The 23,014-nt window shown below is 67.8% G+C and carries 30 protein-coding genes and 1 tRNA gene; 19 read left to right on the top strand and 12 right to left on the bottom strand.

The window, feature by feature from the left end; all coding sequences use genetic code 11:
- Nucleotides 1–147: 147 nt before the first annotated feature.
- The 4 genes from D1610_RS09535 to D1610_RS09520 are packed head-to-tail and all read left to right on the top strand — an operon-like array spanning nucleotide 148 to nucleotide 3,551.
- Nucleotides 148–1,368: an FAD-dependent monooxygenase gene (locus D1610_RS09535; protein WP_118863937.1), complete on the top strand. Its 1,221-nt coding sequence runs from the start codon at nucleotides 148–150 to the stop codon at nucleotides 1,366–1,368.
- Between the two features lie 50 nt (nucleotides 1,369–1,418).
- A complete protein-coding gene (locus D1610_RS09530; RefSeq protein ID WP_118863936.1) occupies nucleotides 1,419–1,904 on the top strand; it encodes an MAPEG family protein in 486 nt (161 codons plus the stop codon).
- 35 nt (nucleotides 1,905–1,939) lie between these two features.
- The gene (locus D1610_RS09525; RefSeq protein WP_118863935.1) at nucleotides 1,940–2,320 is read left to right on the top strand and encodes a VOC family protein; all 381 of its coding nucleotides are present in this window, start codon (nucleotides 1,940–1,942) and stop codon (nucleotides 2,318–2,320) included.
- A 22-nt stretch (nucleotides 2,321–2,342) separates the two neighbouring features.
- Nucleotides 2,343–3,551, top strand: a complete 1,209-nt coding sequence (locus D1610_RS09520) for a TCR/Tet family MFS transporter (protein ID WP_118863934.1) — start codon at nucleotides 2,343–2,345, stop codon at nucleotides 3,549–3,551.
- Nucleotides 3,552–3,558: 7 nt separating this feature from the next.
- Here the strand turns inward: D1610_RS09520 and D1610_RS09515 are convergent, their stop codons facing one another.
- The 4 genes from D1610_RS09515 to D1610_RS09500 are packed head-to-tail and all read right to left on the bottom strand — an operon-like array spanning nucleotide 3,559 to nucleotide 5,652.
- Nucleotides 3,559–3,930 (bottom strand): DUF1622 domain-containing protein, encoded by a 372-nt coding sequence (locus tag D1610_RS09515; RefSeq protein WP_118863933.1) that lies wholly within the window; start codon nucleotides 3,928–3,930, stop codon nucleotides 3,559–3,561.
- Between the two features lie 3 nt (nucleotides 3,931–3,933).
- The gene (locus tag D1610_RS09510) at nucleotides 3,934–4,110 is read right to left on the bottom strand and encodes a Trm112 family protein (protein ID WP_118863932.1); all 177 of its coding nucleotides are present in this window, start codon (nucleotides 4,108–4,110) and stop codon (nucleotides 3,934–3,936) included.
- A 10-nt stretch (nucleotides 4,111–4,120) separates the two neighbouring features.
- Nucleotides 4,121–4,756 carry an LON peptidase substrate-binding domain-containing protein gene (locus D1610_RS09505; RefSeq protein WP_118863931.1) on the bottom strand — a complete coding sequence of 212 codons (636 nt, stop codon included), beginning with the start codon at nucleotides 4,754–4,756 and terminating at the stop codon, nucleotides 4,121–4,123.
- Nucleotides 4,756–5,652 (bottom strand): tetratricopeptide repeat protein, encoded by an 897-nt coding sequence (locus tag D1610_RS09500; RefSeq protein ID WP_118864057.1) that lies wholly within the window; start codon nucleotides 5,650–5,652, stop codon nucleotides 4,756–4,758. Before D1610_RS09500 ends, D1610_RS09505 begins: the two co-directional genes overlap by 1 nt.
- A 160-nt stretch (nucleotides 5,653–5,812) precedes the next feature.
- Here D1610_RS09500 and D1610_RS09495 point away from each other — a divergent pair.
- From D1610_RS09495 to D1610_RS09485, 3 genes are all read left to right on the top strand, one after another.
- Nucleotides 5,813–5,887, top strand: a tRNA-Gly gene (locus D1610_RS09495).
- Nucleotides 5,888–6,107: 220 nt separating this feature from the next.
- The gene (locus tag D1610_RS09490) at nucleotides 6,108–6,533 is read left to right on the top strand and encodes a hypothetical protein (protein WP_245942095.1); all 426 of its coding nucleotides are present in this window, start codon (nucleotides 6,108–6,110) and stop codon (nucleotides 6,531–6,533) included.
- Entirely contained in the window at nucleotides 6,533–7,369 is an 837-nt protein-coding gene (locus D1610_RS09485) for a serine/threonine-protein kinase (RefSeq protein ID WP_245942093.1), read from the top strand. Before D1610_RS09490 ends, D1610_RS09485 begins: the two co-directional genes overlap by 1 nt.
- Before the next feature lie 395 nt (nucleotides 7,370–7,764).
- Here D1610_RS09485 and D1610_RS09480 read toward each other — a convergent pair whose 3' ends face one another.
- The 3 genes from D1610_RS09480 to D1610_RS09470 all read right to left on the bottom strand — a co-directional run bounded on the left by D1610_RS09480 (nucleotide 7,765) and on the right by D1610_RS09470 (nucleotide 9,920).
- Nucleotides 7,765–7,923 carry a helix-turn-helix transcriptional regulator gene (locus D1610_RS09480; protein WP_222926983.1) on the bottom strand — a complete coding sequence of 53 codons (159 nt, stop codon included), beginning with the start codon at nucleotides 7,921–7,923 and terminating at the stop codon, nucleotides 7,765–7,767.
- Nucleotides 7,924–8,067: 144 nt separating this feature from the next.
- Nucleotides 8,068–8,568 carry a hypothetical protein gene (locus tag D1610_RS09475; protein ID WP_147414306.1) on the bottom strand — a complete coding sequence of 167 codons (501 nt, stop codon included), beginning with the start codon at nucleotides 8,566–8,568 and terminating at the stop codon, nucleotides 8,068–8,070.
- Between the two features lie 29 nt (nucleotides 8,569–8,597).
- Nucleotides 8,598–9,920: a tyrosine-type recombinase/integrase gene (locus D1610_RS09470; protein WP_118863927.1), complete on the bottom strand. Its 1,323-nt coding sequence runs from the start codon at nucleotides 9,918–9,920 to the stop codon at nucleotides 8,598–8,600.
- 346 nt (nucleotides 9,921–10,266) lie between these two features.
- Between D1610_RS09470 and trpS the strand changes: the two genes are divergently transcribed.
- Nucleotides 10,267–11,262, top strand: coding sequence for a tryptophan--tRNA ligase (gene trpS, locus D1610_RS09465; protein WP_118863926.1), 996 nt, complete (start codon nucleotides 10,267–10,269; stop codon nucleotides 11,260–11,262).
- Nucleotides 11,263–11,401: 139 nt separating this feature from the next.
- Here the strand turns inward: trpS and D1610_RS09460 are convergent, their stop codons facing one another.
- The 4 genes from D1610_RS09460 to hemE form a co-directional block, all read right to left on the bottom strand.
- Nucleotides 11,402–12,073, bottom strand: a complete 672-nt coding sequence (locus D1610_RS09460) for a TerC family protein (RefSeq protein WP_118863925.1) — start codon at nucleotides 12,071–12,073, stop codon at nucleotides 11,402–11,404.
- A gap of 162 nt (nucleotides 12,074–12,235) precedes the next feature.
- The gene (rho, locus tag D1610_RS09455) at nucleotides 12,236–13,492 is read right to left on the bottom strand and encodes a transcription termination factor Rho (RefSeq protein WP_118863924.1); all 1,257 of its coding nucleotides are present in this window, start codon (nucleotides 13,490–13,492) and stop codon (nucleotides 12,236–12,238) included.
- A 153-nt stretch (nucleotides 13,493–13,645) separates the two neighbouring features.
- Nucleotides 13,646–14,089, bottom strand: coding sequence for a CopD family protein (locus tag D1610_RS09450; RefSeq protein ID WP_118863923.1), 444 nt, complete (start codon nucleotides 14,087–14,089; stop codon nucleotides 13,646–13,648).
- The gene (gene hemE / locus D1610_RS09445) at nucleotides 14,086–15,120 is read right to left on the bottom strand and encodes a uroporphyrinogen decarboxylase (protein WP_118863922.1); all 1,035 of its coding nucleotides are present in this window, start codon (nucleotides 15,118–15,120) and stop codon (nucleotides 14,086–14,088) included. Before hemE ends, D1610_RS09450 begins: the two co-directional genes overlap by 4 nt.
- Before the next feature lie 290 nt (nucleotides 15,121–15,410).
- On the opposite strand from hemE, the gene D1610_RS09440 reads away from it, so the two are divergent.
- From D1610_RS09440 to D1610_RS09390, 11 genes are all read left to right on the top strand, one after another.
- Entirely contained in the window at nucleotides 15,411–16,223 is an 813-nt protein-coding gene (locus D1610_RS09440) for a pyruvate, water dikinase regulatory protein (RefSeq protein ID WP_118863921.1), read from the top strand.
- The gene (locus D1610_RS09435; RefSeq protein ID WP_118863920.1) at nucleotides 16,220–16,810 is read left to right on the top strand and encodes a Maf family protein; all 591 of its coding nucleotides are present in this window, start codon (nucleotides 16,220–16,222) and stop codon (nucleotides 16,808–16,810) included. The genes D1610_RS09440 and D1610_RS09435 overlap by 4 nt, the downstream gene beginning before the upstream one ends.
- Nucleotides 16,807–17,616 (top strand): shikimate dehydrogenase family protein, encoded by an 810-nt coding sequence (locus D1610_RS09430; protein ID WP_118863919.1) that lies wholly within the window; start codon nucleotides 16,807–16,809, stop codon nucleotides 17,614–17,616. The genes D1610_RS09435 and D1610_RS09430 overlap by 4 nt, the downstream gene beginning before the upstream one ends.
- Nucleotides 17,613–18,206 carry a dephospho-CoA kinase gene (gene coaE / locus D1610_RS09425; RefSeq protein ID WP_118863918.1) on the top strand — a complete coding sequence of 198 codons (594 nt, stop codon included), beginning with the start codon at nucleotides 17,613–17,615 and terminating at the stop codon, nucleotides 18,204–18,206. The genes D1610_RS09430 and coaE overlap by 4 nt, the downstream gene beginning before the upstream one ends.
- Nucleotides 18,207–18,214: 8 nt before the next feature.
- Entirely contained in the window at nucleotides 18,215–18,922 is a 708-nt protein-coding gene (dnaQ, locus tag D1610_RS09420) for a DNA polymerase III subunit epsilon (protein ID WP_118863917.1), read from the top strand.
- 55 nt (nucleotides 18,923–18,977) lie between these two features.
- Nucleotides 18,978–19,565 carry a ribosome hibernation-promoting factor, HPF/YfiA family gene (gene hpf / locus D1610_RS09415; protein ID WP_118863916.1) on the top strand — a complete coding sequence of 196 codons (588 nt, stop codon included), beginning with the start codon at nucleotides 18,978–18,980 and terminating at the stop codon, nucleotides 19,563–19,565.
- Between the two features lie 22 nt (nucleotides 19,566–19,587).
- Nucleotides 19,588–20,055, top strand: coding sequence for a PTS sugar transporter subunit IIA (locus tag D1610_RS09410; protein WP_118864056.1), 468 nt, complete (start codon nucleotides 19,588–19,590; stop codon nucleotides 20,053–20,055).
- The gene (locus D1610_RS09405) at nucleotides 20,045–20,521 is read left to right on the top strand and encodes a PaaI family thioesterase (protein ID WP_118863915.1); all 477 of its coding nucleotides are present in this window, start codon (nucleotides 20,045–20,047) and stop codon (nucleotides 20,519–20,521) included. Before D1610_RS09410 ends, D1610_RS09405 begins: the two co-directional genes overlap by 11 nt.
- Nucleotides 20,518–20,859 (top strand): DUF1491 family protein, encoded by a 342-nt coding sequence (locus tag D1610_RS09400; RefSeq protein WP_118863914.1) that lies wholly within the window; start codon nucleotides 20,518–20,520, stop codon nucleotides 20,857–20,859. Before D1610_RS09405 ends, D1610_RS09400 begins: the two co-directional genes overlap by 4 nt.
- Nucleotides 20,860–21,014: 155 nt before the next feature.
- The gene (locus D1610_RS09395) at nucleotides 21,015–21,683 is read left to right on the top strand and encodes a cell wall hydrolase (RefSeq protein ID WP_118863913.1); all 669 of its coding nucleotides are present in this window, start codon (nucleotides 21,015–21,017) and stop codon (nucleotides 21,681–21,683) included.
- Nucleotides 21,684–21,848: 165 nt separating this feature from the next.
- Nucleotides 21,849–22,346, top strand: coding sequence for an MmcB family DNA repair protein (locus tag D1610_RS09390; protein WP_118863912.1), 498 nt, complete (start codon nucleotides 21,849–21,851; stop codon nucleotides 22,344–22,346).
- Here D1610_RS09390 and D1610_RS09385 read toward each other — a convergent pair.
- Complete coding sequence (locus D1610_RS09385; RefSeq protein WP_245942091.1) at nucleotides 22,343–22,936, bottom strand: ankyrin repeat domain-containing protein; 594 nt, start codon at nucleotides 22,934–22,936, stop codon at nucleotides 22,343–22,345. The genes D1610_RS09390 and D1610_RS09385 overlap by 4 nt on opposite strands.
- Nucleotides 22,937–23,014: the final 78 nt, after the last annotated feature.

Below are 23,014 nucleotides of genomic sequence, written 5' to 3'. Positions count from 1 at the left end.
AAGGCGGCAGCCAAGCCAGTCGCCCCCGCGCAGGCGGGGGCCGCCGAGTTTGTGGCACACCGGCCGCCACGCTTGCGGACTGAGGTCCCTGCCTGCGCAGGGGCGACGTGGCTTTCCGGACCGCTCCGAACATTCTACACCGCTGCCATGCAGCACACCGACGTCATCATCCTCGGCGGAGGCCTGGTCGGCCTGACGCTGGCGCTCGCGCTCGACGCGCATGGAGTCGCGAGCGTGGTGATCGATCCAGCCGATCCGCAGGCGATGCTCGCGCCCGGCTTCGACGGCCGCGCCTCGGCGATCGCCAGCGCCAGCCACCGCATGCTCGAGGCGATCGGCGTGGCGGACCGCATCGCCGGGCTCGGCTGCCCGATCAAGGCGATCCGCGTCTCCGACGGGCTGGAGCCGGGCGCGCTCGATTTCGTGCCCGACGAGGGCGATGGCGCGCTCGGCACGATGTACGAGAATCGGGCGCTGCGCCGCGCACTGTTCGACGCGGCGGACGAGGCGAAGCACGTCACGCTCGCCATGCGCCACCGCACCGTCTCGCAGGATCGCGACGCCGCGGCGGCGACCGTCACGCTCGACGACGGCCGCACCGTCACCGCGCCGCTGCTGGTCGCGGCGGAGGGGCGCAACTCGCCGACGCGCGCCGCCGCGGGGATCAACGTCGCGCGCTGGTCCTACGATCATGTCGCGATGGTCACCGGCATCAGCCACGAACGGCCGCACGACAATGTCGCGTATGAGATCTTCTATCCCGCCGGGCCCTTCGCCATCCTGCCGATGATCGACGGCGAGGATGGCCGCCACCGCTCGGCGATCGTCTGGAGCACGCACGCCGCCGACGCGCCGGGCCTCGCCAAGCTCAGTGACCGCGCGCTGGCGCATGAGCTCGAAAAGCGCATGGGCGGCTTTCTGGGGACAATCGCGATGAACGCGCCGCGCGCCTCGTATCCGCTCGGCTTCCACCACACCGCGAAGATCACCGCCGAGCGGCTCGCCCTGGTCGGCGACGCGGCGCACGGCATCCATCCGATCGCCGGGCAGGGCCTCAACCTCGGCCTGCGCGACGCGGCGGCGCTCGCCGAGGTCATCGTCGAGGGGATGCGCCTCGGCCTCGATCCCGGCGACGCCCAACTGCTCGCGCGTTACGAACGCTGGCGCGCGCTCGACACCTTCATGGTCGCCGCCTCGACCGACGGCCTCACCCGCCTGTTCGGCCTGCCCGGCAAGACGGCGAGCGCGGTGCGGCGGTTCGGCCTCGGCGCGGTGCAGCGCATCCGGCCACTGAAGGATCGCTTCATGGCCGAAGCGCGCGGCGAGAGCGGGCAGCTGCCCAAATTGCTGCAAGGGGTGACGGTCTGATCCCGCCCGCCACGCGTTTCCGCGATACCCAGCGCGGCGTCGCGCGCGGCATGGCGGCCGCGCTGGCGGTATCGGTCGTCGTGCTGCTGGCGGCGCTCAACTGGGGACAGGCGCAGCCGATCGAAACGCGTCTCGTCGCGGCGGCGACGGCCATGGCGGTCCTCGCGGCATGGCTCGGCGCCGCCATCGCCCGCGTCGCCTGGCTGCGCTTCCATACGCCCTCGGCGATCGATGCCGGCGGCGCCGACGATCCGACCGACGCGGCGCTCCAACGCGGCCAGGCGATCCTGCAGAACACGCTCGAACAGGCCGCGCTCGCCGCGCTGGTGCTGATCGGCCTTGCGGTCGCGCTCGATCGCTCGGCGCTCGCCATCGCCGCGCTGGCCGGGCTGTTTTCGATCGGACGGACATTGTTCTGGGCGGGCTATGCGGGGGGCGCCGCGGCGCGCGCCTTCGGCTTCGCGCTGACCTTCTACCCCTCCATGCTCGCGCTGCTGGCGCTGCTCCTCACGCTTTCGCATCGCGCGCTGAGCTAGGTTATAGGGGGGCGTCCCGACCGACAGGTGCGCCGATGACCGTCCAGCTCAACCACACCATCGTCTGGTGCCATGACAAGATGGCGTCCTCCGCCTTCCTCGCCGGGATTCTCGGCTGCGTGCCGCCCGAGCCCTTCATGCACTTCATGGTCGTCACGCTCGACAATGCGGTATCGCTCGATTTCATGGAGAAGACCGGCGATATCGCGCTCCAGCATTATGCTTTCCTGACCGACGAGGCGGGCTTCGACGCCGCCTTCGCGCGGATCGAGACCGCCGGCCTGCAATATTGGGCCGACCCTGCGCGGACCAGGCCCGGCGAGATCAACCATCATGACGGCGGCCGAGGCGTCTATTTCCCCGATCCCGACGGACATCTCCTCGAAATCATCACCAGGCCCTATGGCAGCGGCTGATCGGGCGCGCTAAGCGCCGGACATGATCGCCCCTCGTCAGTATCGCCCGGCGGTCGCCTTCATCCTCGTCACCGCGATGCTCGACGTCATGGCGATGGGCATCGTCATCCCGGTGCTGCCCGCGCTGATCGAGGAGTTCGCCGGCTCGGCCGCGAGCGCGGGGGTGTGGAACGGCACATTGGTCGCTTTGTGGGCGGCGATGCAGTTCCTCTTCTCGCCCGTCATCGGCTCGCTCTCCGACCGGTACGGCCGCCGCCCCGTGATCCTGATCTCGACCCTGGGACTCGCAGCCGACTGGGTGCTGATGGCGCTCGCACCCAATCTGTGGTGGCTGGCGGTGGGGCGCATATTGGGCGGCATCACCTCGTCGAGCTTCACCGCGGTCTACGCCTATATGGCCGACATCACCCCGCCCGAGGGCCGCGCCCGCGCCTACGGCCTGATCGGCGCGGCGTTCGGCCTCGGCTTCGTCGCGGGGCCGGCGCTGGGCGGCGTGCTGGGCGAGTTCGACGCGCGGCTGCCCTTCTGGGTCGCCGCGGGCATGTCGGGAATCGCCTTTCTCTACGGCCTGGTCGTGCTGCCCGAATCGCTGCCCGCGGACCGGCGGATGGCCTTTTCCTGGCGACGCGCCAACCCGCTCGGCGCGCTCAAGCTGCTGCGCTCGCACCCGGAGCTGACCGGCCTCGCCAGCGTCAACTTCCTGCTCTACTTCGCCCATCACGTCTTCTCGGCGGTCTACGTCCTCTATGCCGGGCACCGCTACGGCATCGGCTCGTTCGAAGTCGGGCTGATGCTCGCGGCCGCGGGCCTGCTCGACATGGCGGTGCAGGGCGCGCTGGTCGGGCCGGCCAGCAAGCGGCTGGGCGATCGCAGGACGATGCTGGTCGGGCTGGTCGGCGGCGCGGGCGGCCTCCTGGCGATGGGGATCGCCCCCACCGCCGAGCTGTTCGCGCTGGCGCTGCTGCCCAACGCGCTGTGGGGCCTCGCCATGCCGACCCTGCAGGCGATGATGACGCGGCGCGTGTCGGAGCGCGAGCAGGGCCAGCTGCAGGGCGCCAACAACAGCGTCGCCAGCATCGCCGGGGTCGGATCGCCCTTGTTCTTCGGCTGGGTTTACGGCCTGTCGATCGCAAGCCTGCCGGGCCTGTCCTTCGCCATCGCCGCGGCCACCCTGCTCGGCGCGGCCTTCGTCGCGCTCGGCATCGGCCGCGCGGCTACGGAAACGGCCTGACCGTCCGTCACCGCACCTCCGCGCCGCCCTCGTCCTGCTTGCGGCGCCAAGGCCAGGTGCCCTCGATCTCGGTTTCGAGCGAGAAGCTGAGAAATGTGCGGATGAGCACGATCATCGCCAGCAGGCCGACGCTCTCCAGCGTGAGCGGTGCCGTCACCGTAGCGATGATATCGGCGCCGACCAGCAGCTCGAGGCCGAGCAAGATACCCCGGCCAAGATTGGCGCGATACCGGTCATAAGCGGTCTTGCGCGCGCCCCGCGCCGCATCTCCGGCGAACTTGGCGGTCGCCAGCAGCACCGAAACCAGTATCACCGCGACGCCGAACAGTTCGAGCGCGGCCGCGAATGGATCGATCAGGCCGAAGAGATTTTCCGTCATCGCCTACCTCGCCTTCAGCTGCTGCGCCTCTTCCATCAGCATCACCGGCACACCCTCGATCACCGGATAGGCGAGCCCGGCCTCATCGGACACCAGCCGCTGCGCCGCCTCGTCATAGCGCAGCCTGGTGCGCGTCGCCGGGCAGACCAGTATCTCCAGCAGCCAGGGGTCGAGGCTCACTGCCCAAACCTCACTGCAGCGTCACCCGGTCCTCGCCGTCGTGGCGGCCGAAGAACTGCATCAGCTGGACGATCAGCTCCGCGCGCGAGGACAGGTCGGGCGCCTCGAGCAGCGCCTGCTTGGCGGCGACGTCGAACGGCGCGATCTGGGCGATGCCGTTGACCAGCGCCTCGTCGTCGAGCCGCGTCACCGCCTCCCAATCGACCGCATAGCCCTGCGCGTCGGCGAAGCGCCGCGATTCCATCTCGAGCGAGGACCGCTCGGCGAGCGCCAGCGTCTCGTCCTCGCGCGGCGGCAGCAGCTCGGCCTCGACCTGGCGGAAGGCGGTGGTCACCTCCAGCTCGCGGATGATGCGGAACAGCGCGATGCCTTCGAGGACGAGGTTGGATCGCCCGTCCTCGAGCATCTCGACATCGGCGATGCGGCCGACGCAGCCGATGTCGAACAGGGGCGGCCGCGCCGCCTCGCCCTTTTCGGCGAGGCCGGGGCGCGGCTGGACCATGCCGATCCGGCGGTCTCGCGCCATCGCGTCGCTCACCATCGCGCGGTAGCGCGGCTCGAAGATGTGCAGCGGGAGGTGCATGCGCGGGAACAGCAGCGCGCCGGGGAGCGGAAAGACCGAAAGCCGGGTCGCCTCCGCCGCCATCAGCCGAACAGGATCGCGGAGAGCCTGCGCCGTTGCTGGCCGACCCAGGGGTCCTCCAGGCCGACCGCCTCGAACAGCTTCAACAGCCGCGTGCGCGCCGCGCCCTCGTTCCAGTCCCGGTCCGCGGCGATGATGTGGAGCAGCGAGCTCGCCGCGGCGTCGTTGTCGCCCGCCGCCATCTCGGCGCCGGCGAGCTCGTAGCGCGCGGCATGGTCGTCGGGATTGGCGTCGACCGCGGCTTTGAGCGGAGCGAGGTCGTCCACCGCCGGCGCTTCCTGCGCCAGCGCCAGCGCCGATCGCGCGCGCGCCACCTCGGGCGCCCTCGCTGCCTCCTCGCCCAGCGCGTCGAGCGCGGCGCCCGCTTCGTCATGGCGCCCGAGCGCGATAAGCGCCCGCGCGCGCCCGGCCGTGACGACGGCATGGCCCGGCGCCATCTCGGCGATCTGGTCGAAGATGTTGAGCGCGCGCGCGGCGTCGCCCTCGGCCAGCACGCCCTCCGCCATCGCGATCAGCGGCTCGATCTCGGCCTCGGCGCTCGCCGCCTCGCTCTGGACCGGAAGCTGGCCGAGGATCTGGTCGAGCGTCGTCTTCAGCTGCGATTCGCTCCTGATCTGGCTCAGATCGGCGACCGGCTGGCCCTGGAACATCGCATAGATCGTCGGTATCGAGCGCACCTGGAACTGCGCGGCGATGAATTTCTCCTGGTCGACGTCGATCTTGGCCAGCACCACGCCCTTGTCGGCATAATCGGCCGCGACCTTTTCCAGCATCGGCGCGACCTGCTTGCACGGCCCGCACCATTCGGCCCAGAAATCGAGGATGACGAGCTTCGTCATCGACGGCTCGACCACGTCCTTGCGGAACCGCTCGACCGCCTCCTTGTCCGCCGCACTCAATCCCAGCGTCGCCAATGCCAATCTCCTTCGTGTCGCGCCCATATGGGGGCCAGCCTGCAAGGCTGCAAAGCCTTTCCTAAACCCCTTGCCTCCCCGCAAAGCCGCTGCTAGTGGCCCCCACCTTACCCGCCCGGATGTCGATGCCGGGCCAGGCGCCAGAGCGGGCGTAGCTCAGGGGTAGAGCACAACCTTGCCAAGGTTGGGGTCGAGGGTTCGAATCCCTTCGCCCGCTCCAATTTCCGACATTTTCGGTGTTTCCGGGGTTACGACGAGGGTTACGAAGCCCTTGGTCGCGAGCCCGCGGTCTTTAGCGTCCAAATCGGAGCGATCGGACCCTGTCCGTTCTCATTGCTTCCCTGTGTCGCCAGCCCGCTGTATCAGAACGCTCTAACAACAGGGTGTTTTCAATGGCAGAGCGATGGCTGGGGCTTACGGCCTCAAAGGAGGCGGTGGTCGTGGTCGATGCCACCATACCGGACGACGACGGTCCGATACTGATCAACGCGGACGACACATGGCGCGTGCAGAAGGGCGACCGCCCGGCCGCCTACAACGTGCTTCACCAGCAATGCGCCGACTACGTCCGAGAGAATGGGATAGACAGCGTTGTCGTTAAGGCCAGCGCCGTCGCGGGGAAGGGCTCCGCCACCCTAGGCTTCCTGCTCAGCGCGGAGGTCCGGGGCGTCGTCTTGGCGGCCGCCGCCTCGCAGTGCCCGGTGAAGGCGCTGTCGAAGGCGGTGATCAGCAAGACCTACGGGGACCGCAAGGTCGATGAGTACGTTGCAGACGACGCATTCTGGGCGGCCCAGACCACGGGCGGAAACCTGCGGAAGCTCAGCCGCGAGGCCGCGATGCTCCTAATTGCGGCGAGGAACGCATAGTGGCGGATTTCGTATCGGGGCTGAAGATCGGCGATAAACTGGGAAACGGCGCGTTTGGCGAGGTCTTTCGGGGCAACGACCCGGCACACGGCGAGGTCGCGGTGAAGGTTCTCAAGCGCGAGTGGTTTCACGACGACGCGACGTGGCCCGATTACAAGGCTGGCTACCTCGCTGAAGCCCAAAACCTCGCGAAGGCAACTCACCGCAACGTCGTCCAAGTCCATCATGTCGTCGAGGCCCCGGACGGTGACAGCGTGGTCATCTGCATGGCGTTTTGTCCCGGGGGGTCTCTCCAAACGCCGTTCGAAAATGGGCCGATGACGCTTTCCGCGGTGCGGAAGGTTGGCACGGACGTTCTGATGGGCCTCAGCACCATGCACACCCGGGGGCTGATCCACCGCGATATTAAGCCCGCGAACATCCTCCTCAACATCAAAGCGGAGGCCCAAATCAGCGACTTCGGGCTCGTCACCGACGACCTCGTACTCGGCTACGCATCGCAGGCCGGGTACAGCGATCACATCGCTTACGAGGTCTGGAACGGGAAGGGCACCAGTGCCAAGTCGGACGTTTGGGCGCTGGGCATGACGCTGTTCCGCCTGCTCCACGGCAAGGTGTGGTACGAGGCGGCAAGCGCCACAGCGCCTGAAAGCCATTCCCGCTGTCGATCACCGCCGACGGCCTGGACCGGTATGCCTCAAGGGACACAAGGATGCGCTCGCGCTCAGCCTGCCAGTCCCCGCCCTTCGCCGGGTCAATATCGACGTGGAGCAGCGCGACCGCCGCGACCTCCGTCTTCGCGGCCTTCTTCTCAGGCGCGCCAACCGGCGGATTGACCATGTAGTAGCAGTTCTGCCGCCCGGCGAAGCGGGCGATCCACCCCGCGCCCGCCTTGGCGTCGAAGTGTGTGTCGGTGGTGGTTCGTCCGCCCCCCAACGGGATGGCGGTCAGCGTCACACCGGGAAAGGCGCTCTCGGCCGGGCGAAGCCAAGCAAGGAACCTCGCCGTCTCGGTTTCGGTATTGGGCTCGTCGGCCATCAATTCGCACTCACGCTCAGCCCGGCGGCCAGAGCGGGTCGGTTCACAGGTTCGGCAAGTCGATCAAGGGACGGGTCTCTGCCCCGTCGCGCCGGGGAGCTATACTTCCCCCCGGTGCTGGTATTTGATCGTCCCGGCACCGCCTGAGAACTCGGTCCCGCCCCCACTCAGTCTCCCGGGGGTGGGACCATCTTCAGGCGGCCTCGCGGGCGTCCTGCTTCGCGCGCTTCCACGCCTCCACCTCGCCCCGGACCCACGCCACACGGCGCGGCGACAACGGCACCTGACGGGGGAAGTCCCCGGCGCGCATCATGCGGTAGAGGACGGGCTTGCTCAGCGAGGTCTCGCTCATGACCTCCCGAAGGGGCATGTACTCGACGGGTTCAACGGCCTGCGACACGGCGGCTTGCTCCTTGCTTGCCCGCTGGCGCGCGGGGGTCAGGGCTCTTTTCGGGCCGCTAGGGCTCTCGGGTAATCTGGTTAGGCGAAGTTACCCTTATCCCCGCCCCTTCACTTCATCCCGAGCTGTCGGGCGGCGCGGTAGCCAGCCCTGCTTCTCAAGACGGCGCAGCATGTGACCAACGCGCCGCCGAGCCTCTTCCTGGGACAGGAGAAAGGTCCGGCTCACCTCAGCAGCGATCGGCTCAATGGCAGGCTCAAGCGGGACATAGCCGCCGAGCTCTTGTCGACATCGCACTGACCATAGGAACTCGACCACCGGGCTCAAACCGTCGATCTGTATAGGCGCGCCGGTCGGCTTCTTCATCTCATCAATCAACGCGTCCACCAGCGGAGCGATGTTTGGAAGATGGTCGTCCGCCTCGTCCTTAAACATGGTGTTTACGCCACAGACGAGGTGCCACTGCACATCATCGTCAAGCGCGCTCCAGGCCTTCTTCAAAGCGTGCAACTTCGCCTGCAACTTGCGATACTCGCCTTTGTCCCGGGGTCGGAGGTCCATATCCGCGTCGCTGCCGAACTCCAGAAACTCGGTCATGGCCGCGAGCTCCGCCCGCTGAGCGTCAGTCAGCTCCATTGCCGCCCCCACAGCTCCAGCGCCGCCAGCTTCTCAGCGAAGTAGTCGTGCACGTTGTACGTGCCAGCAACGCCGCCCAGCTCATGCCCCAGCACGCGCTCGATGTGCTCCACCGACACCCCGATCTCCGCCATGCCGGTGGCGACCGAGCGCCGGATGTCGTGCACCGTGAAGGTCGGCATGGGCGGCAGCTCCACGCCCTCCTCCCTCGCCTTCTCCGCGCGCTTCGCGATGGCCCTGTCCAGCCGGTCCTTCGCCTTGGAGAAGCCGCTGACGGGTGCCTTCCCCGGCGGCGACTTCGAGTGCATCCCGCTTAACAGATACGGACCTGCTTTGTGGCGCGGCAGGCCTTTCACAATCGCGGCGGCCGGGGCGGACAGGGGGTACTCGTGCGTCTTGCCGGTCTTGTAGGCCGCCGCGGGCACGCGAACGCCGCGCCCGCAGTCTTGGCGCTCGAACAGCCAACCGACTTGCAGCTCTGCAACTTCCGACCGGCGCTGCCCCGTCAGGATCAGCAGCCTGAACATCTCGCGGAATGGGTAGCCCAGGTCGCCCGCAGCGTCCCACACTCGGCGAAGCTCCGCCCGCGTCAGCTTGTTGTCGCGCGGGACGTATCGCTCGGGCCGCTTGAGCCCGAACATCGGGCTTGCGGTGAGGCCGTGTTCATCTCGGTCGACCACCCAGTTGAACATGGCACTCAAGTGCTTCCGAACCTCCAGCGCAGCCGCCGGGGTGCGCTCGCGGACGACCTTGTCGAGCAAGGCCTGCACGTCGGCGCGGCGGATGCTCTGGATTGGGCGCTCGCGCCACTCCGGCACCACGACGTTCTGAAGCCAGCGCTCCACGTTGCGCCATTCCTTCACCTTGCGCTTGGCGTGCCGCTCGACGAACTGCCCGGCCAACACCTCGACGCAGTTGGGATCGCGCCCGCCCGTCGCCTCCAGAGCCTTCGCGGTCTCCGCCGCCGCCTTGCGCTCCCCGGCCCAGTCACGCCCCTCATCGGCCGCGTCCATCGCCTCCCGCGCCAGCGCGCGGGCCTTGTCGAGCTTGATGTGCGGATATGCGCCCAGCGACGCGCGCCTTGGGTCGCCCTTGCTGCTGCCGTCCGCCCCCGTTCCGCGCACGCGGTAGACGACCGACCACGTTTTCGCGCCGTGCTGGCTCACCCGCAGCCGCAGGCCGGGGCAGCCGGTGTCCCGGTGCTCGATTCGCGTCCGAGTCGGCGCGGGGCGCATCGCCTCGACAGTCTGCGCGCTCAATCTTGTCTGCTTCGTCACGTCCCTCACGGACTGGCTTTCGGCGGCGGTGGGCATCGGTCAGCGGCTCCTAGGGTTACGGCTAGGGTCTTAGCGGTAGGGGTTACGCCCCGCCGCTGCCCGGCCCTTCCAGAGACGAACCGATAACGCCAAATGCCCGCAATAGCTATGGTTTCCGGGGATTACGCAATACGGTAGAGACTTCGGGCCGCTATCAGAGACTCGCGGGCTCGACCTTGCCAAGGTTGGGGTCGAGGGTTCGAATCCCTTCGCCCGCTCCAGCGCGCCACGCGCAGATTTAGCATAGCTAAATCGCCGCCTCGGGGTGGCGCGCCCGGCCGGCGGCGCTACAGCGCCGACCGACGACGCGGCTTCGCCGCGTCGCTGACAGAACGAGGCGTGCGTGACCAACCAGAAAACCGTCTTCTCCGGCGTCCAGCCGACCGGCAACCTCACCATCGGCAATTATATCGGCGCGCTCTCGCTGTGGGTCGCCGAGCAGGACAAGCACGACAACATCTTCTGCATCGTCGATCTCCACGCGCTGACCATCCCGGAGGCGATCACCGCCGCCGGCCTGCGCGAGAAGACATTGGACGTCGCCGCGCTCTACATGGCCTGCGGCATAGACTCGGACAGGTCGCTGATCTTCGTCCAGAGCCAGGTGCGCCAGCATTCGGAGCTCGCCTGGATCCTCAACTGCGTCACGCCGATGGGGTGGATGAACCGCATGACGCAGTTCAAGTCCAAGTCCGAGAATGTCGAGACGATCGGCGTCGGCCTGTATGATTATCCCGTGCTGATGGCGGCGGACATCCTGGTCTATAACGCGGATCTGGTGCCGGTCGGCGACGACCAGCGCCAGCATCTGGAGATCGCGCAGGACATCGCCCAGCGCTTCGGCAACCTTTTCGGCTATCAGTTCACCCGGCCGGAGATGCTCGCGCGCAAGGAAGGCGCGCGGATCATGGGCCTCGACGATCCGACCGCGAAGATGAGCAAGTCGTCAAGCGCCAGGGGCCATGCCGTCGGCATCCTCGACGAGCCCGCGGCGATCATGAAGGCGTTCAAGTCGGCCAAGACCGATTCGGGCAGCGGCGTCGACCTGTCGCAGCCCTTGTCGCCCGGCGTGGTCAACCTGATGGCGATCTACGGCGCCTTCACCGGCAAGACCCGCGCCGAGTGCGAGGCCGAGTTCGACGGCGCCGGGTACGGCAAGCTCAAGACGACGGTCGCCGACGCGGTGATCGCCGGCCTGACCCCGGTCCGCGAGCGCTTCCACGCGATCCGCGGCGACGAGGCGGGCCTGCGCCGCATCCTCGACCGCTCGGCCGAAGCCGCCGCCGCGCGCGCCGAAGCGACGATGGTCGAGGTCAGGCAGGCCGTGGGGATCGGTTAGGCTAGCCCGTCGCCCCTGCGCAGGGCACCCAGCAAAGTATTACTTTGCTGGGACCCAAGGCAGGGGCCTCCGGGTTTGTGGCACTTCCAAAGCCGCACTTGCCGACTGCGGCCCCTGCTTGCGCAGGGGCGACGGGACATCAAAACAGCGTCTGCAGCCCGATCTCCTGATCGGTGAAGCCGGTATAGATCATGCTGCCGGCGACATAGAGGATCACCAGGAGGCCGATCCAGGCGATCCAGCGGTAGCGCTCGATATATTTGGCGATGATGTTGGCGGCGACGCCCATCAGCGCGACGGCGAAGACCAGGCCGATCATCAGGATGCCGGGATGCTCGCGCGCGGCGCCCGCGACCGCCAGCACATTGTCGAGGCTCATCGACACGTCGGCGATGGCGACCGCCCAGGCGGCGGCGGCGAAGCTCTTGGCCGGCTTGATGTGCTCGGTCTCGTCGCCCTGCACCTCGGGCGATCCGGCGCCGCCCGACGGCTGCAGCTCGCGATACATCTTCCACGCGACCCACAGCAGCAGCAATCCGCCGGCGAAGACCAGCCCGACGATCTGGAGCAGCTGCGTCACCACCAGCGCGAAGGCGATGCGCAGCACCAGCGCGGCGATGATGCCGATCAGGATGACCTTCTTGCGCTGGTCGGCGGGCAGGCCCGCGGCGAGCGCGCCGATGACGATCGCATTGTCGCCCGCCAGCACGATGTCGATCATCAGCACCTGGCCGAAGGCGAACCAGGCGCTCGCATCGCCCGAAAACAGCGTGGCGATGTCGTTGACGATGTGGTTCCAGATCTCGGGCATCGGCTATCCCTGTGCGGTGCGTTGTCTTGGTTACGCGGGCGGGGGCGGTTAGGTTCCCCCTTGTTGCGCAGGCATGAGCGAAGCCCATGCCGCCGGCCGGGGCTTGAAGCCCCGCAGGCCGAGCCGGTTGCGGTCGGCTGGTCGTGGCCAGCCGGCAACCGGCTATTGATTCATGCTGTCGAAGAAGTCCTCATTGGTCTTCGAATCCTTCATCTTGTCGAGCAGGAACTCCATCGCGTCGATCGTGCCCATCTGCATCAGGATGCGGCGCAGCACCCACATCTTCGAAAGCTTGGACTTGTCGACCAGCAGCTCCTCCTTGCGCGTGCCGGACTTGCCGACGTCGAGCGCGGGGAAGATGCGCTTGTCGGCGACCTTCCTGTCGAGCACGATCTCCGAATTGCCGGTGCCCTTGAATTCCTCGAAGATCACCTCGTCCATGCGGCTGCCGGTGTCGATCAGCGCCGTCGCGATGATCGACAGCGATCCGCCCTCCTCGATGTTGCGCGCCGCGCCGAAGAAGCGCTTGGGCCGCTGCAGCGCGTTCGCGTCGACGCCGCCGGTCAGCACCTTGCCCGATGAGGGGACGACGGTGTTGTAGGCGCGGCCCAGACGGGTAATCGAATCGAGCAGGATGACGACGTCGCGCTTGTGCTCGACCAGCCTTTTCGCCTTCTCGATCACCATCTCGGCGACCTGGACGTGGCGCTGCGCCGGCTCGTCGAAGGTCGAGGAGATCACCTCGCCCTTCACGCTGCGCTGCATATCGGTGACTTCCTCAGGCCGTTCGTCGATCAACAGCACGATCAGGAACACCTCGGGGTGGTTGTCGGTGATCGCCTTGGCGATGTTCTGCAGCAGAACGGTCTTGCCGACGCGCGGCGGCGCAACGATCAGCGCGCGCTGGCCCTTGCCCTGGGGCGAGACGATGTCGATCACCCGCGCCGACTTGTCCTTGATCGTCGGGTCCTGCGGATCGAGCGTCAGCTTCTCTTCGGGATAGAGCGGCGTCAGATTGTCGAAATTGACGCGGTGGCGCACGGCTTCCGGATCGTCGAAATTGATCGTCGAAAGCTTGGTCAGCGCGAAATAGCGCTCGCCGTCCTTGGGCGCGCGGATCTCGCCTTCCACCGTGTCGCCGGTCCTCAGCCCGAACTTGCGCACCTGGTTGGGCGAGACGTAGATGTCGTCGGGCCCGGCGAGATAATTGGCCTCGGGGCTGCGGAGGAAGCCGAAGCCGTCCTGCAGCACCTCGATCGTCCCCAGCCCCATGATCTGGTCGCCATTCTCCGCCTGCGCCTTCAGGATGCCGAACAGCAGATCCTGCTTGCGCATCGTCGACGCGCCCTCGACGCCCAGCTCCTCGGCCATCTCGACCAGTTCGGCGGGGGCTTTCTTCTTCAAGTCTTTCAGATGCATGGATATTGTCCGCGTGGGGTTTGGATGTGGCCGGGCAGGGAAATTGCGGCTGGCACAAGCGGGGGATGTATTGGGATTCGCGGGCGCCACGGCGGACGCCGCGGCACGGATAGTGGCGGGTTAGGCTTGGGCCCGATTCAAGTCAAGCGCGCGTCAGAACGGCTTGACGATCACCAGCACGACGATGATCGCGACCGCGATCCCCGGCACCTCGTTGGCGATGCGCAGCGCCTTGCCGGACAGCTTGCGCTCGCCCTTGGCCAGCCGCCGGGCATAGCCCAGCATCCAGCCGTGATAGCCCGAAAGCAGGATCACCAGCGCCAGCTTGGCGTGGAACCAGCCCATCGTCCACGCGCCGATCGTGGAGGCGAGCAGCAGGCCGAGCACCCAGACGATCACCATCGACGGCGCCAGGATGATCCGGCGGAGCTTGTCCTCGCGCTCGATCCATTTGGCTTCCTCGGGCGATCCGGGCGCCGCCTCCTGGTGATAGACCAGGAAGCGCGGGAACATGAACAGCCCCGCCATCCAGAAGATGACGAAGATCAGGTGCGCGGCCTTCAGCCAGGGATACCAGGCCTGCAGCAGCGCGATCATGCGGTGGTTCCCCTCACGCGGTCCAGCAGCCGTTCGACATGCGCGATGGGGGTATCGGGCAAGATGCCGTGGCCGAGATTGAAGATATGGGGTCGCCCGGCGAAGGCATCAAGGATCGCGTCGACAGCCGCGTCCAGCGCCGCGCCGCCGGCGATCAGCGCCAGCGGATCGAGATTGCCCTGCACCGGAAGATCGGCCGGCAGGATTTCCGCTGCCCAATGCGGATCGACCGTCTCGTCGAGGCCGATCGCATCGGGCTTCACCCCCTCGACATAGGCCCGGAGCTTGCCGCCCGCGCCCTTGGGAAAGCCGATCACCGGTATGTCCGGATGACGCTCGCGCAAGGCTGCGACGATGCCCGCATTGGGCTCCACCACCCAGCGGTCGAATTGCGCCGGGCTGAGGCTGCCCGCCCAGCTGTCGAACAGCTGCACCGCATCGACACCCGCTTCGATCTGGCCGGAGAGATACTCGACCGTCAACGCGATGATCGCGTCGACGATATGGGTGAAGCGCGCCGGATCGCCATAGGCCAGCCGCCGCGTCTCGCCCTGGTCGCGACTGCCCTGGCCGGCGACCATATAGGTCGCGACCGTCCAGGGCGATCCGGCGAAGCCCAGGAAGGTCGTCGCTGCGGGCAGCTCGGCGCGCACCCGGCGGACCGTCTCATAGACCGGGTCGAGCCTCGCGCTCGCTGGAACCAGCTCGGCCAGCTCGCTGTCGGCCAGCCGCGGCGCGAGGCGCGGGCCTTCGCCCGTCTCGAACCACAGGTCCTGCCCCAGCGCATGGGGGATGATCAGGATGTCCGAAAACAGGATCGCCCCGTCGAAGCCGAAGCGGCGGATCGGCTGCAGCGTCACCTCGGCGGCGGCCTCGCTGTCGTTGACCAGTTCGAGGAAGCCGCCCTTTTGTTCCCTGAGCGCGCGATATTCGGGCAGATAGCGGCCCGCCTGGCGCATCAGCCATACCGGCGGGCGTTCGCGCGCCTTCCCTTTCAGCACGGCGAGCAACGGGCGATCGATCGCGGTCAGAACCGGTTCCTCTTCTTCAATATAAGGATTCTAGAAAAAGGATGTGATGGTAGTGGGCGGGCTGGAGCCGGGGATTAGGCGGGCGTCCAGCAAATGCCAACAGCTTGACTCGTCGGGCGGCGCGGGGGCGCGGCGATTCCCTCGTCTCCTCCGCATGATTCACAGGCTGTGGATTGGAACCGGGCGCTGTGGGCGGGGTTGTGGACGATTCATCGCCTTGTCCACGCCGGCGCGAAGACGCGTTCCGCGCTTGCGCCGGTGCGCGTTGTTATCCACACGCTTATCCCGAAATGACCCGTCTCCACCTCCACCTCCTGTCCGATTCCACCGGCGAGACGCTGGAGAACATCGCCAAGGCGGCATTGGCGCAGTTCGAGGGCGTCGAGACGATCCGCCATTTCTGGCCGATGGTGCGCACCCAAGGCCATCTCGACCGCATCCTTGAGGAGATCGCGCAGAATCCCGGGCTGGTGCTGTTCACCCTGGTCGATGGCAAGACGCGGATGATGCTCGAGACGCGCTGCCGCGCATTGGGCCTGCCCGCCGTGCCGGCGCTCGACGCGGTTACCGATGCGCTTTCCGCGATGCTCGGCCAGCAGGCGCATGGCCGCCCGGGGCGCCAGCATATGCTCGACGCCGCCTATTTCGCGCGCGTCGACGCGATCCAGTTCACCATCGCGCATGACGACGGCATCACGCCTGAGGATTGGGAGGAGGCGGACATCGTCCTCGCCGGCGTGTCGCGCACCTCGAAGACGCCGACCTCGATCTATCTCGCCAATCGCGGGTTCAAGACCGCGAACATCCCGATCGTGGTCGAAAGCCCGCCCCCGCCGACGCTCTTCACGCTCAGGAACCCGCTCGTGGTCGGCCTCACCACCAGCGCTGACCGGCTGATCCAGGTCCGCCGCAACCGGCTCTTGTCGCTCAATCAGGCAGCCGAGACCGCCTATGTCGATCAGGAGGCGGTCGCCGCCGAGGTGGCCTATGCCCGGCGCATGTTCGCCGACAATGCCTGGCCGGTGATCGACGTCACCCGCCGCTCGATCGAGGAGACCGCCGCGGCGATCATCCGCATGGTCTCCGACCGGGCCGAGGCGTGAGGCTGATCCTCGCCTCCAAGAGCGCCGCGCGCCGCGCGATGCTCGACGCCGCCGGCGTGCCGCATGAGGCGATGGCGGCGGGCGTCGACGAGGATTCGGCCAAGGCGAGCCTCGCCGCACTCCCCCCGCGCGATCTCGCCGATGCGCTCGCCGAGCTGAAGGCGCTGAAGCTCTCGCAGCGTCATCCGCAGGCGCTCGTCCTCGGCTGCGATTCGGTGGTGGCGCTGGAGAACGGGACCTTGCTCGACAAGCCCGCCTCGCGCGAGGAGGCCGCGGATCATCTCCGGCGCATGTCGGGCACACGGCACGATCTGTATAGCGCCGCCGTGATCGCTGAAGGCGGCCGGCCGGTGTGGCGCCACGTCGATTGCGCGCGGATGCACGTCCGCACCCTGTCCGAAGCCTTCATCCAGGATTATATTGGGGGGGAGTGGCCGGCGATTTCGGGTTGCGTGGGTGTTTATCGGATCGAGGGCCCGGGCGTTCAGCTGTTCGGCCGGATCGAGGGCAGCCATTTCACGATCCTCGGCATGCCGCTGCTGCCGGTGCTGGATTATCTGAGAACAAGAAAGTTGGTCGCGTCGTGAGTAAAGCATATGCCGAGGTCATCGGCGATCCGATCGCCCATTCGAAATCGCCGCTGATCCACCGTTTCTGGCTGGACGCGATGGGGATCGAGGGCGACTATCGCGCGACCCAGGTGACGCGCGAGGGACTGGCCGATTTCATCGCCCGGCGCCGCGACGATCCCGCGTGGCGCGGCTGCAACGTCACCTTGCCCCACAAGGTCGCGGTGATGGAGCATGTCGCCGATCCCGGCGACATCCGCGGCACGATCGGCGCGATGAACACCATCGTGCGCCAGGACGGCGGCCTGATCGGCACCAACACCGACGCCGCCGGCTTCTACGCCCCGATCGCCGACATGGACCTCTCCGGCAAGACCGTCGCGGTGATCGGCGCGGGCGGCGCCGCGCGCGCGGTGCTGTTCGCGCTCAAAAAGGCGGGGGTGGCCAAGGTGACCCTGCGCTGCCGCCAGCCATTGAAGGGCATGGTGCTGATCCACAAGATGGGGCTGGAGGGTGACGTCAAGGCGCTCGACGTGCCGATCCAGCCCGTCGCGCTCCTAGTCAACGCCAGCCCGCTCGGCCAGATCGGCCAGCCGCCGCTCGAGATCGACATCTTCCAGCTGCCGAGCAGCGCGACGGTCTATGATCTGGTCTACAACCCGGTGACCACCCCGCTTATCGCCAAGGCGGAGGAATTCGGGCTGGAAACGGTCGACGGGCTCGACATGCTGGTCGGTCAGGCGGCCGCCGCGTTCGAGCTGTTCTTCGGCAAGCCCCCGCCGCGCGATCGCGATGGCGAACTGCGCGAGCTGCTGATGGCATGATCCGCATCGGCCTCACCGGATCGATCGGCATGGGCAAATCGACCGTCGCGGCGATGTTCGCGGCCGAAGGCGTGCCGGTGTTCGACGCCGATGCGTGCGTCCACGCGCTGCAGGGCGCAGGCGGCGCGCTGGTCGCGCCGATCGAGCTGGCGTTTCCCGGCGCCACCGGCCCGGCGGGCGTGGACCGCGCCGCGCTGGGCGCGGCGGTGCTCGGCGACGATGCGGCGATGAAGCGGCTGGAGGGAATCGTCCACCCCGCCGTCCGGGCCGAGCGCGAACGGTTCCTCAAGACCCACGCCGATGCGCCGATGGTGCTGTTCGACATTCCCCTGCTGTTCGAAACCGGCGGAGACAAAGCGGTGGACGCGACCGTCGTGGTCTCCGCCCCGGCCGAGGTCCAGCGCGCGCGCGTCCTCGCCCGGCCGGACATGACGGAGGCCAGATTCGCCGCGATATTGGCCCGTCAGATGCCCGACGCGGAAAAGGTCGCGCGCGCCGATCACGTCATTCCGACCGGCGGTTCGATCGACGAAACCAGAGCGGCGGTGCGCGCGGTGATCGCTTGCCTCCGCGCGCCGAAAGGCCGATAACATCCCGCATGCGTGAAATCGTCTTCGATACGGAGACCACCGGCCTCAGCCCCGCTGGCGGTGACCGGATGGTCGAGATCGGCTGCATCGAGCTGATCAACCGGGTCGAGACGGGGCAGGTGTTCCACGCCTATTTCAATCCCGAACGCGCGATGCCGGCGGAGGCCTATGCGGTGCACGGCCTGTCGGACGCGTTCCTCGCGGCCAAGCCGCGCTTCGCCGAAACCGTCGCCGCGCTGATCGAATTCATCGGCGACGCGCCGCTGATCGCGCACAATGCGGGATTCGATTTCGGCTTCTTGAACAACGAGATGGCGCTGTGCGGCCAGCCCGCGGTGTGCCCGACGCGGATGGTCGACACGCTCGCCATCGCCCGCCAGCGGCATCCCGGCGCCAAGCACAGCCTCGACGCCTTGTGCACCCGCTACGGCATCGACCGCAGCCACCGCGTGCTTCACGGCGCGCTGCTCGACGCGCAGCTGCTCGCCCAGCTCTATGTCGAGCTGATGGGCGGGCGGCAGATCGGGCTCGGCCTCGACGCCGCCGTGATCGAAGTCGAATCCGTCAGCGTCGCCGCCGCGTCGCGCACGGCCGTCATCCGCCCCGCACGGCCCCATTCCGCTTCACCCGCCGAGCTCGCCCGCCATGCGGCCTTCGTCGCGACGCTCGACGATCCGCTCTGGCCCGCGGCGCCCGCCGCCCAAGCCACTGGTTGACGCTTCGGGGGCGCGTCCCTAGGTCGCGCCCTCATTTTTGAGGAGGTTCCCGATCATGGATATCCGCGTATCCGGCCATCAGATCGACGTTGGCGAGGCCCTGAAGACGCACGTCACCGATCGGCTCCAGGGAATCGCCGACAAATATTTCTCGCGCGCCATCTCCGCGCACGCCACCTTCGGCAGCGGGCCGCACGACAACGGCTTCACCTGCGACATCGTCGCGCATGTCATGCAGGGCCTGGTGCTGAAGGGCCGACACGACGCGATGGACGCGCACGCCGCGTTCGAGGGCGCCGCCGACAAGATCGAGAAGCAGCTGCGCCGCTATATGCGCCGCCTCAAGGACCGCAACTCGGGCGCGGGCGCCGCGAACGGCTATGACATCGCCGCCGATGCCGCGGGCTACACCGTGTTCCGCGAAGAGGCCGAGAGCGAGGAGGCGTCGGATCACCCGCCGATCATCGCCGAAACCCGCGTCGACGTGCCCGACGCCAGCGTATCGGACGCGGTGATGATGCTCGACTTGAGGAACACCAACGCGCTCCTGTTCCGCAATTCGGGCACCGGATCGTACAACATGGTCTATCGCCGCGGCGACGGCACGATCGGCTGGGTCGAACCGCAGCGCGCCGCCGGCTGAATCCCCCTTTGTTGGACCAATGATGACCGATCTCAGTGATCTCCTGACGCCGGCCAGCGTCGTCACCGGTGAGGCGGTGGCGGGCAAGAAGGCGCTGTTCCAGCAGATCGCCGCGCTCGCGGTCGCGCGTCTCGGCGTCGATCCGGTCGAGGTGGTCGAACGGCTGGGCGAGCGCGAGCGGCTGGGCTCGACCGGGTTCGGCGGCGGCATCGCGCTGCCCCATGCCAAGATGGCCGGATTGAGCGAGGTCGCGGCCTTCTTCATCCAGCTGCCCCAGGGAATCGAGTTCCAGGCGATCGACCATTTGCCGGTCGACCTGGTGTTCGCGTTGCTGTCGCCGCCCGATGCCGGGGCCGATCACCTGAAGGCGCTGGCCCGCGTGTCGCGGCGCATGCGGGAACGCACCTTCGTCGCCAAGCTGCGCGGCGCCGGCTCGGCCGATGCGCTCTACGCGCTGCTCGCCGGCGTCGAAGCGCGCGATGCCGCCTGACGGAAGCGGCAGGGCTGACAGCGGCGCGGAGGCGCATTTCCGCGCGCTCGAATCGCTCTATGCCGCCGCGCCGATCAACCGCCTGTTCCCCTCGCGGCTGCACATCGACACGCCCGGCGCGTCGCGGATCGAGTTCGAGATCGGCGAGGCGCACCATCACGCCGCCGGAGCGGCGCATGGCACCGCCTATTTCAAGATGCTCGACGATGCCGCCTTCTACGCGGCCAACAGCCTCGTCACCGATCGCTTCCTGCTGACCACGCAGTTCAGCCTGTTGTTCACCCGCCCGATCAAGTCCGGCCCGGTGACGGCGGAAGGGCGCTGGATCAGCGGCCAGCGCCGCGTGTTCGTCGCCGAGGCGCGGCTGATCGACGGCGAAGGCGAGGAGGCGGCGCGGGGCACGGGCACCTTCATGCGCTCGCGCATCGCGCTTGCGACGCTCCCCGGCTACGCCCGCACGGCATGACCCCGCGGCTCACCGCGGAGGTGCTGGTCAGCGCGCTCAGGAAGCGAATCGGGGCGGCGGGCGGCTTCGCCACCATCGTCCACAAGGGGGATGCGACCTCTGGCGCGATTCTCGTTCTGGCACATCATAACGGGCGGAATCCCGTCGCTCTGGAGCGGCAGATGGGCCTGGACGGCGGCTATGCGATGGCCGTTTCAGGCCCACAATCACCTGAAAACATTGCCGAAATAGAAGAATATGCGGAGCGGCGCCGCGCGCGTGATCCGGACCTGTGGGTGGTGGAGGCGAACGTCGCGGATGCGGAACGGTTCGCCGCTGAAACGATCGCCGGCGGTTGACTCTGTTGCGCCGCACAAGGCTTAGGGGTGCAACATATTGAAATGCGTTGCGCCGCCCTTTGTTCCCTGGGCGGTTACGCAGTCGGGGGGTAAGCCGCCGGAGCCAGTATCTTCGCTCCCGGGCCGGGCGGCCAACCGCAAAGCGCGAAGTTCGAATGAAACTCGTCACCCGTGCGGCCGCGATCTCGGCCGCTTTGACCGCTGCCGCCGCCCTGGCCTTTGCAAGCCCCGGCATCGCGGTTGAAGATGAAAGCGCGGCAGTCGTGACCCGCGCGGCCGGCATGGCGCCCGACGCCTCCCTGAGCACCGATCTGGCGACCGATATCGCCGCCACGCCCAGCACCGCTCCGCTGGTGGCCCCCACCATCGTCGATACCGCCAGCACCGCCGTCGCGGCGGCGCCGGTCGCCTTTGCGACATTGAGCGCCGCGGTCGCCGCGCAGGACACGCCCGGCACGCTCGATCGCGAGCTGGAATGCCTGGCGAGCGCCACATATTTCGAATCGCGCGGCGAGCCGCTCGAAGGACAGCTCGCCGTGGCCGAGGTGATCATCAACCGCGCCGAATCGGGGCGTTTCGCCGATTCGATCTGCGGCGTGGTGCACCAGCCCGGCCAATTCTCCTTCGTTCGCGGCGGCAAGATGCCGCCCGTCAACCGCAACAGCGACGCCTGGGAAGAGGCGGTGGCGGTCGCCCAGATCGCCCAGGACGAGGCCTGGGAAAGCAAGGCGTCCGACGCCTTGTTCTTCCACGCGCGCCGCGTCTCCCCCCGCTGGCGATTGAAGCGGGTCGCGGCCGTGGGCAATCACATCTTCTATCGCTGAGTTCGGCGGCCCAATACCCGTCGCCCCCGCGAAGGCGGGGGCCTTCCGGGTTTGTGGCACATCCAGCACCGCCTATGCCGACTGAGGCCCCTGCCTGCGCAGGGGCGACGGATGGGCAGACCTCAAATTTGCAGACGTTCGCGGGATGTTCTATCCCTGCGGACGATGCTGACCCGCCCCGCCGCCTGCGATTCCCCGCTCGACGAACGGTTGTGCGCCGCCGATGTCGCGCGCGGCGTGCAGCGGTTGTGGCTGCGGCATGACATCGTCGCCGCGCCCGAGGTCGCGCTGGGATCGGGCCGCCGCGCCGATCTGATGGCGATCGACGCGCGCGGGCAGATCACCATCGTGGAGATCAAGGTCTCGCGCGCCGATCTGCTCGGCGACGCCAAGTGGCGCGACTATCTGCAGCATTGCGACCGGTTCTTCTGGGCGGTGCCGGCGGGATTCGACTGCGCGCCGTTCGACTGGCCGGACATGCTGCCCGAGCGCGCCGGGCTGATCGTCGCCGATCGCTACGACGCGGCGATCCTGCGCGACGCCGCCTGCCATCCGCTGTCTGCCGCGGCGCGCAAGCGCGAGACGCTCGCCTTCGCCCGCCGCGCGGCGCGGCGGCTCCTGTTCATGGTCGATCCCGAGGCGGCCGTGCTGCCTTCGGGTTAGAGAACCGGGCCCGATACGCCCTTGGCCGGCTTGGTTTCCGCCTTCTCGATCAGCTCGAGCAGGATCGGCATCCGGGTATTGGCCTTGGCGTAGTCGCGCGCCGACATGCCCGCGATCACGTCCCTGCGATCGGGATCGGCGCCGTTCGCGATGAGCAGCCGGACCAGCTCGGGATCGCGCTTCTGCACCGCGCGGATCAGCGGGGTCTCGCCCGACCGGTTGGCCAGGTTGATATTGGCCTTGGCGGTGATCAGGCGGCGCACGCCTTCGGAGAAGCCTTCCTCGACCGCCTGCAGCATCGGCGTGTCGCCGTCATCGTCCTGCTGGTTGGGATTGGCGCCCTTGGAGAGGAGGAAGCCGAGCCAGGTCAGATCCTGGCGCGCGATGACGATCTGCAGCGCGCTTTCGCCCGTCGAGATGTCGCGCGAGTTGATCACGCGCGAACCGGGCGCCTCGATCATGCTGGTCACGGTGTTGCCGTCGCGCTCGCGCACCGCCTGCAGAAACTTGTACCCGTCGGAATAATTCTGTGCCGACGCCGTCATCGCGATGCCGCCCGCGATCAACGCCAGCGCCGCCCGAACCATCATTTGAATCATCGTCCACCCTGCCGGATTCATTCGATCTTGCAGTGCAGGACGTAGCAGGCCAAGGCTGGCCTTGTCATG

This window comes from Sphingomonas gilva (assembly GCF_003515075.1).
Lineage (GTDB): Bacteria > Pseudomonadota > Alphaproteobacteria > Sphingomonadales > Sphingomonadaceae > Sphingomonas > Sphingomonas gilva.
The sequence above is the reverse complement of the archived record's forward strand: the minus strand, read 5'-3'. Positions and strand labels throughout refer to the sequence as shown.

Coding starts and splice junctions, on each gene's coding strand:
- D1610_RS09535 (WP_118863937.1), top strand. CDS start 148: ATGCAGCACACCGACGTCATCATCCTCGGCGGAGGCCTGGTCGGCCTG.
- D1610_RS09530 (WP_118863936.1), top strand. CDS start 1,419: ATGGCGGCCGCGCTGGCGGTATCGGTCGTCGTGCTGCTGGCGGCGCTC.
- D1610_RS09525 (WP_118863935.1), top strand. CDS start 1,940: ATGACCGTCCAGCTCAACCACACCATCGTCTGGTGCCATGACAAGATG.
- D1610_RS09520 (WP_118863934.1), top strand. CDS start 2,343: ATGATCGCCCCTCGTCAGTATCGCCCGGCGGTCGCCTTCATCCTCGTC.
- D1610_RS09515 (WP_118863933.1), bottom strand. CDS start 3,930: ATGACGGAAAATCTCTTCGGCCTGATCGATCCATTCGCGGCCGCGCTC.
- D1610_RS09505 (WP_118863931.1), bottom strand. CDS start 4,756: ATGGCGGCGGAGGCGACCCGGCTTTCGGTCTTTCCGCTCCCCGGCGCG.
- D1610_RS09480 (WP_222926983.1), bottom strand. CDS start 7,923: ATGAGCGAGACCTCGCTGAGCAAGCCCGTCCTCTACCGCATGATGCGC.
- D1610_RS09475 (WP_147414306.1), bottom strand. CDS start 8,568: ATGACCGAGTTTCTGGAGTTCGGCAGCGACGCGGATATGGACCTCCGA.
- D1610_RS09470 (WP_118863927.1), bottom strand. CDS start 9,920: ATGCCCACCGCCGCCGAAAGCCAGTCCGTGAGGGACGTGACGAAGCAG.
- D1610_RS09460 (WP_118863925.1), bottom strand. CDS start 12,073: ATGCCCGAGATCTGGAACCACATCGTCAACGACATCGCCACGCTGTTT.
- rho (WP_118863924.1), bottom strand. CDS start 13,492: ATGCATCTGAAAGACTTGAAGAAGAAAGCCCCCGCCGAACTGGTCGAG.
- D1610_RS09450 (WP_118863923.1), bottom strand. CDS start 14,089: ATGATCGCGCTGCTGCAGGCCTGGTATCCCTGGCTGAAGGCCGCGCAC.
- D1610_RS09440 (WP_118863921.1), top strand. CDS start 15,411: ATGACCCGTCTCCACCTCCACCTCCTGTCCGATTCCACCGGCGAGACG.
- coaE (WP_118863918.1), top strand. CDS start 17,613: ATGATCCGCATCGGCCTCACCGGATCGATCGGCATGGGCAAATCGACC.
- dnaQ (WP_118863917.1), top strand. CDS start 18,215: ATGCGTGAAATCGTCTTCGATACGGAGACCACCGGCCTCAGCCCCGCT.
- hpf (WP_118863916.1), top strand. CDS start 18,978: ATGGATATCCGCGTATCCGGCCATCAGATCGACGTTGGCGAGGCCCTG.
- D1610_RS09410 (WP_118864056.1), top strand. CDS start 19,588: ATGACCGATCTCAGTGATCTCCTGACGCCGGCCAGCGTCGTCACCGGT.
- D1610_RS09405 (WP_118863915.1), top strand. CDS start 20,045: ATGCCGCCTGACGGAAGCGGCAGGGCTGACAGCGGCGCGGAGGCGCAT.
- D1610_RS09400 (WP_118863914.1), top strand. CDS start 20,518: ATGACCCCGCGGCTCACCGCGGAGGTGCTGGTCAGCGCGCTCAGGAAG.
- D1610_RS09395 (WP_118863913.1), top strand. CDS start 21,015: ATGAAACTCGTCACCCGTGCGGCCGCGATCTCGGCCGCTTTGACCGCT.
- D1610_RS09390 (WP_118863912.1), top strand. CDS start 21,849: ATGCTGACCCGCCCCGCCGCCTGCGATTCCCCGCTCGACGAACGGTTG.
- D1610_RS09385 (WP_245942091.1), bottom strand. CDS start 22,936: ATGATGGTTCGGGCGGCGCTGGCGTTGATCGCGGGCGGCATCGCGATG.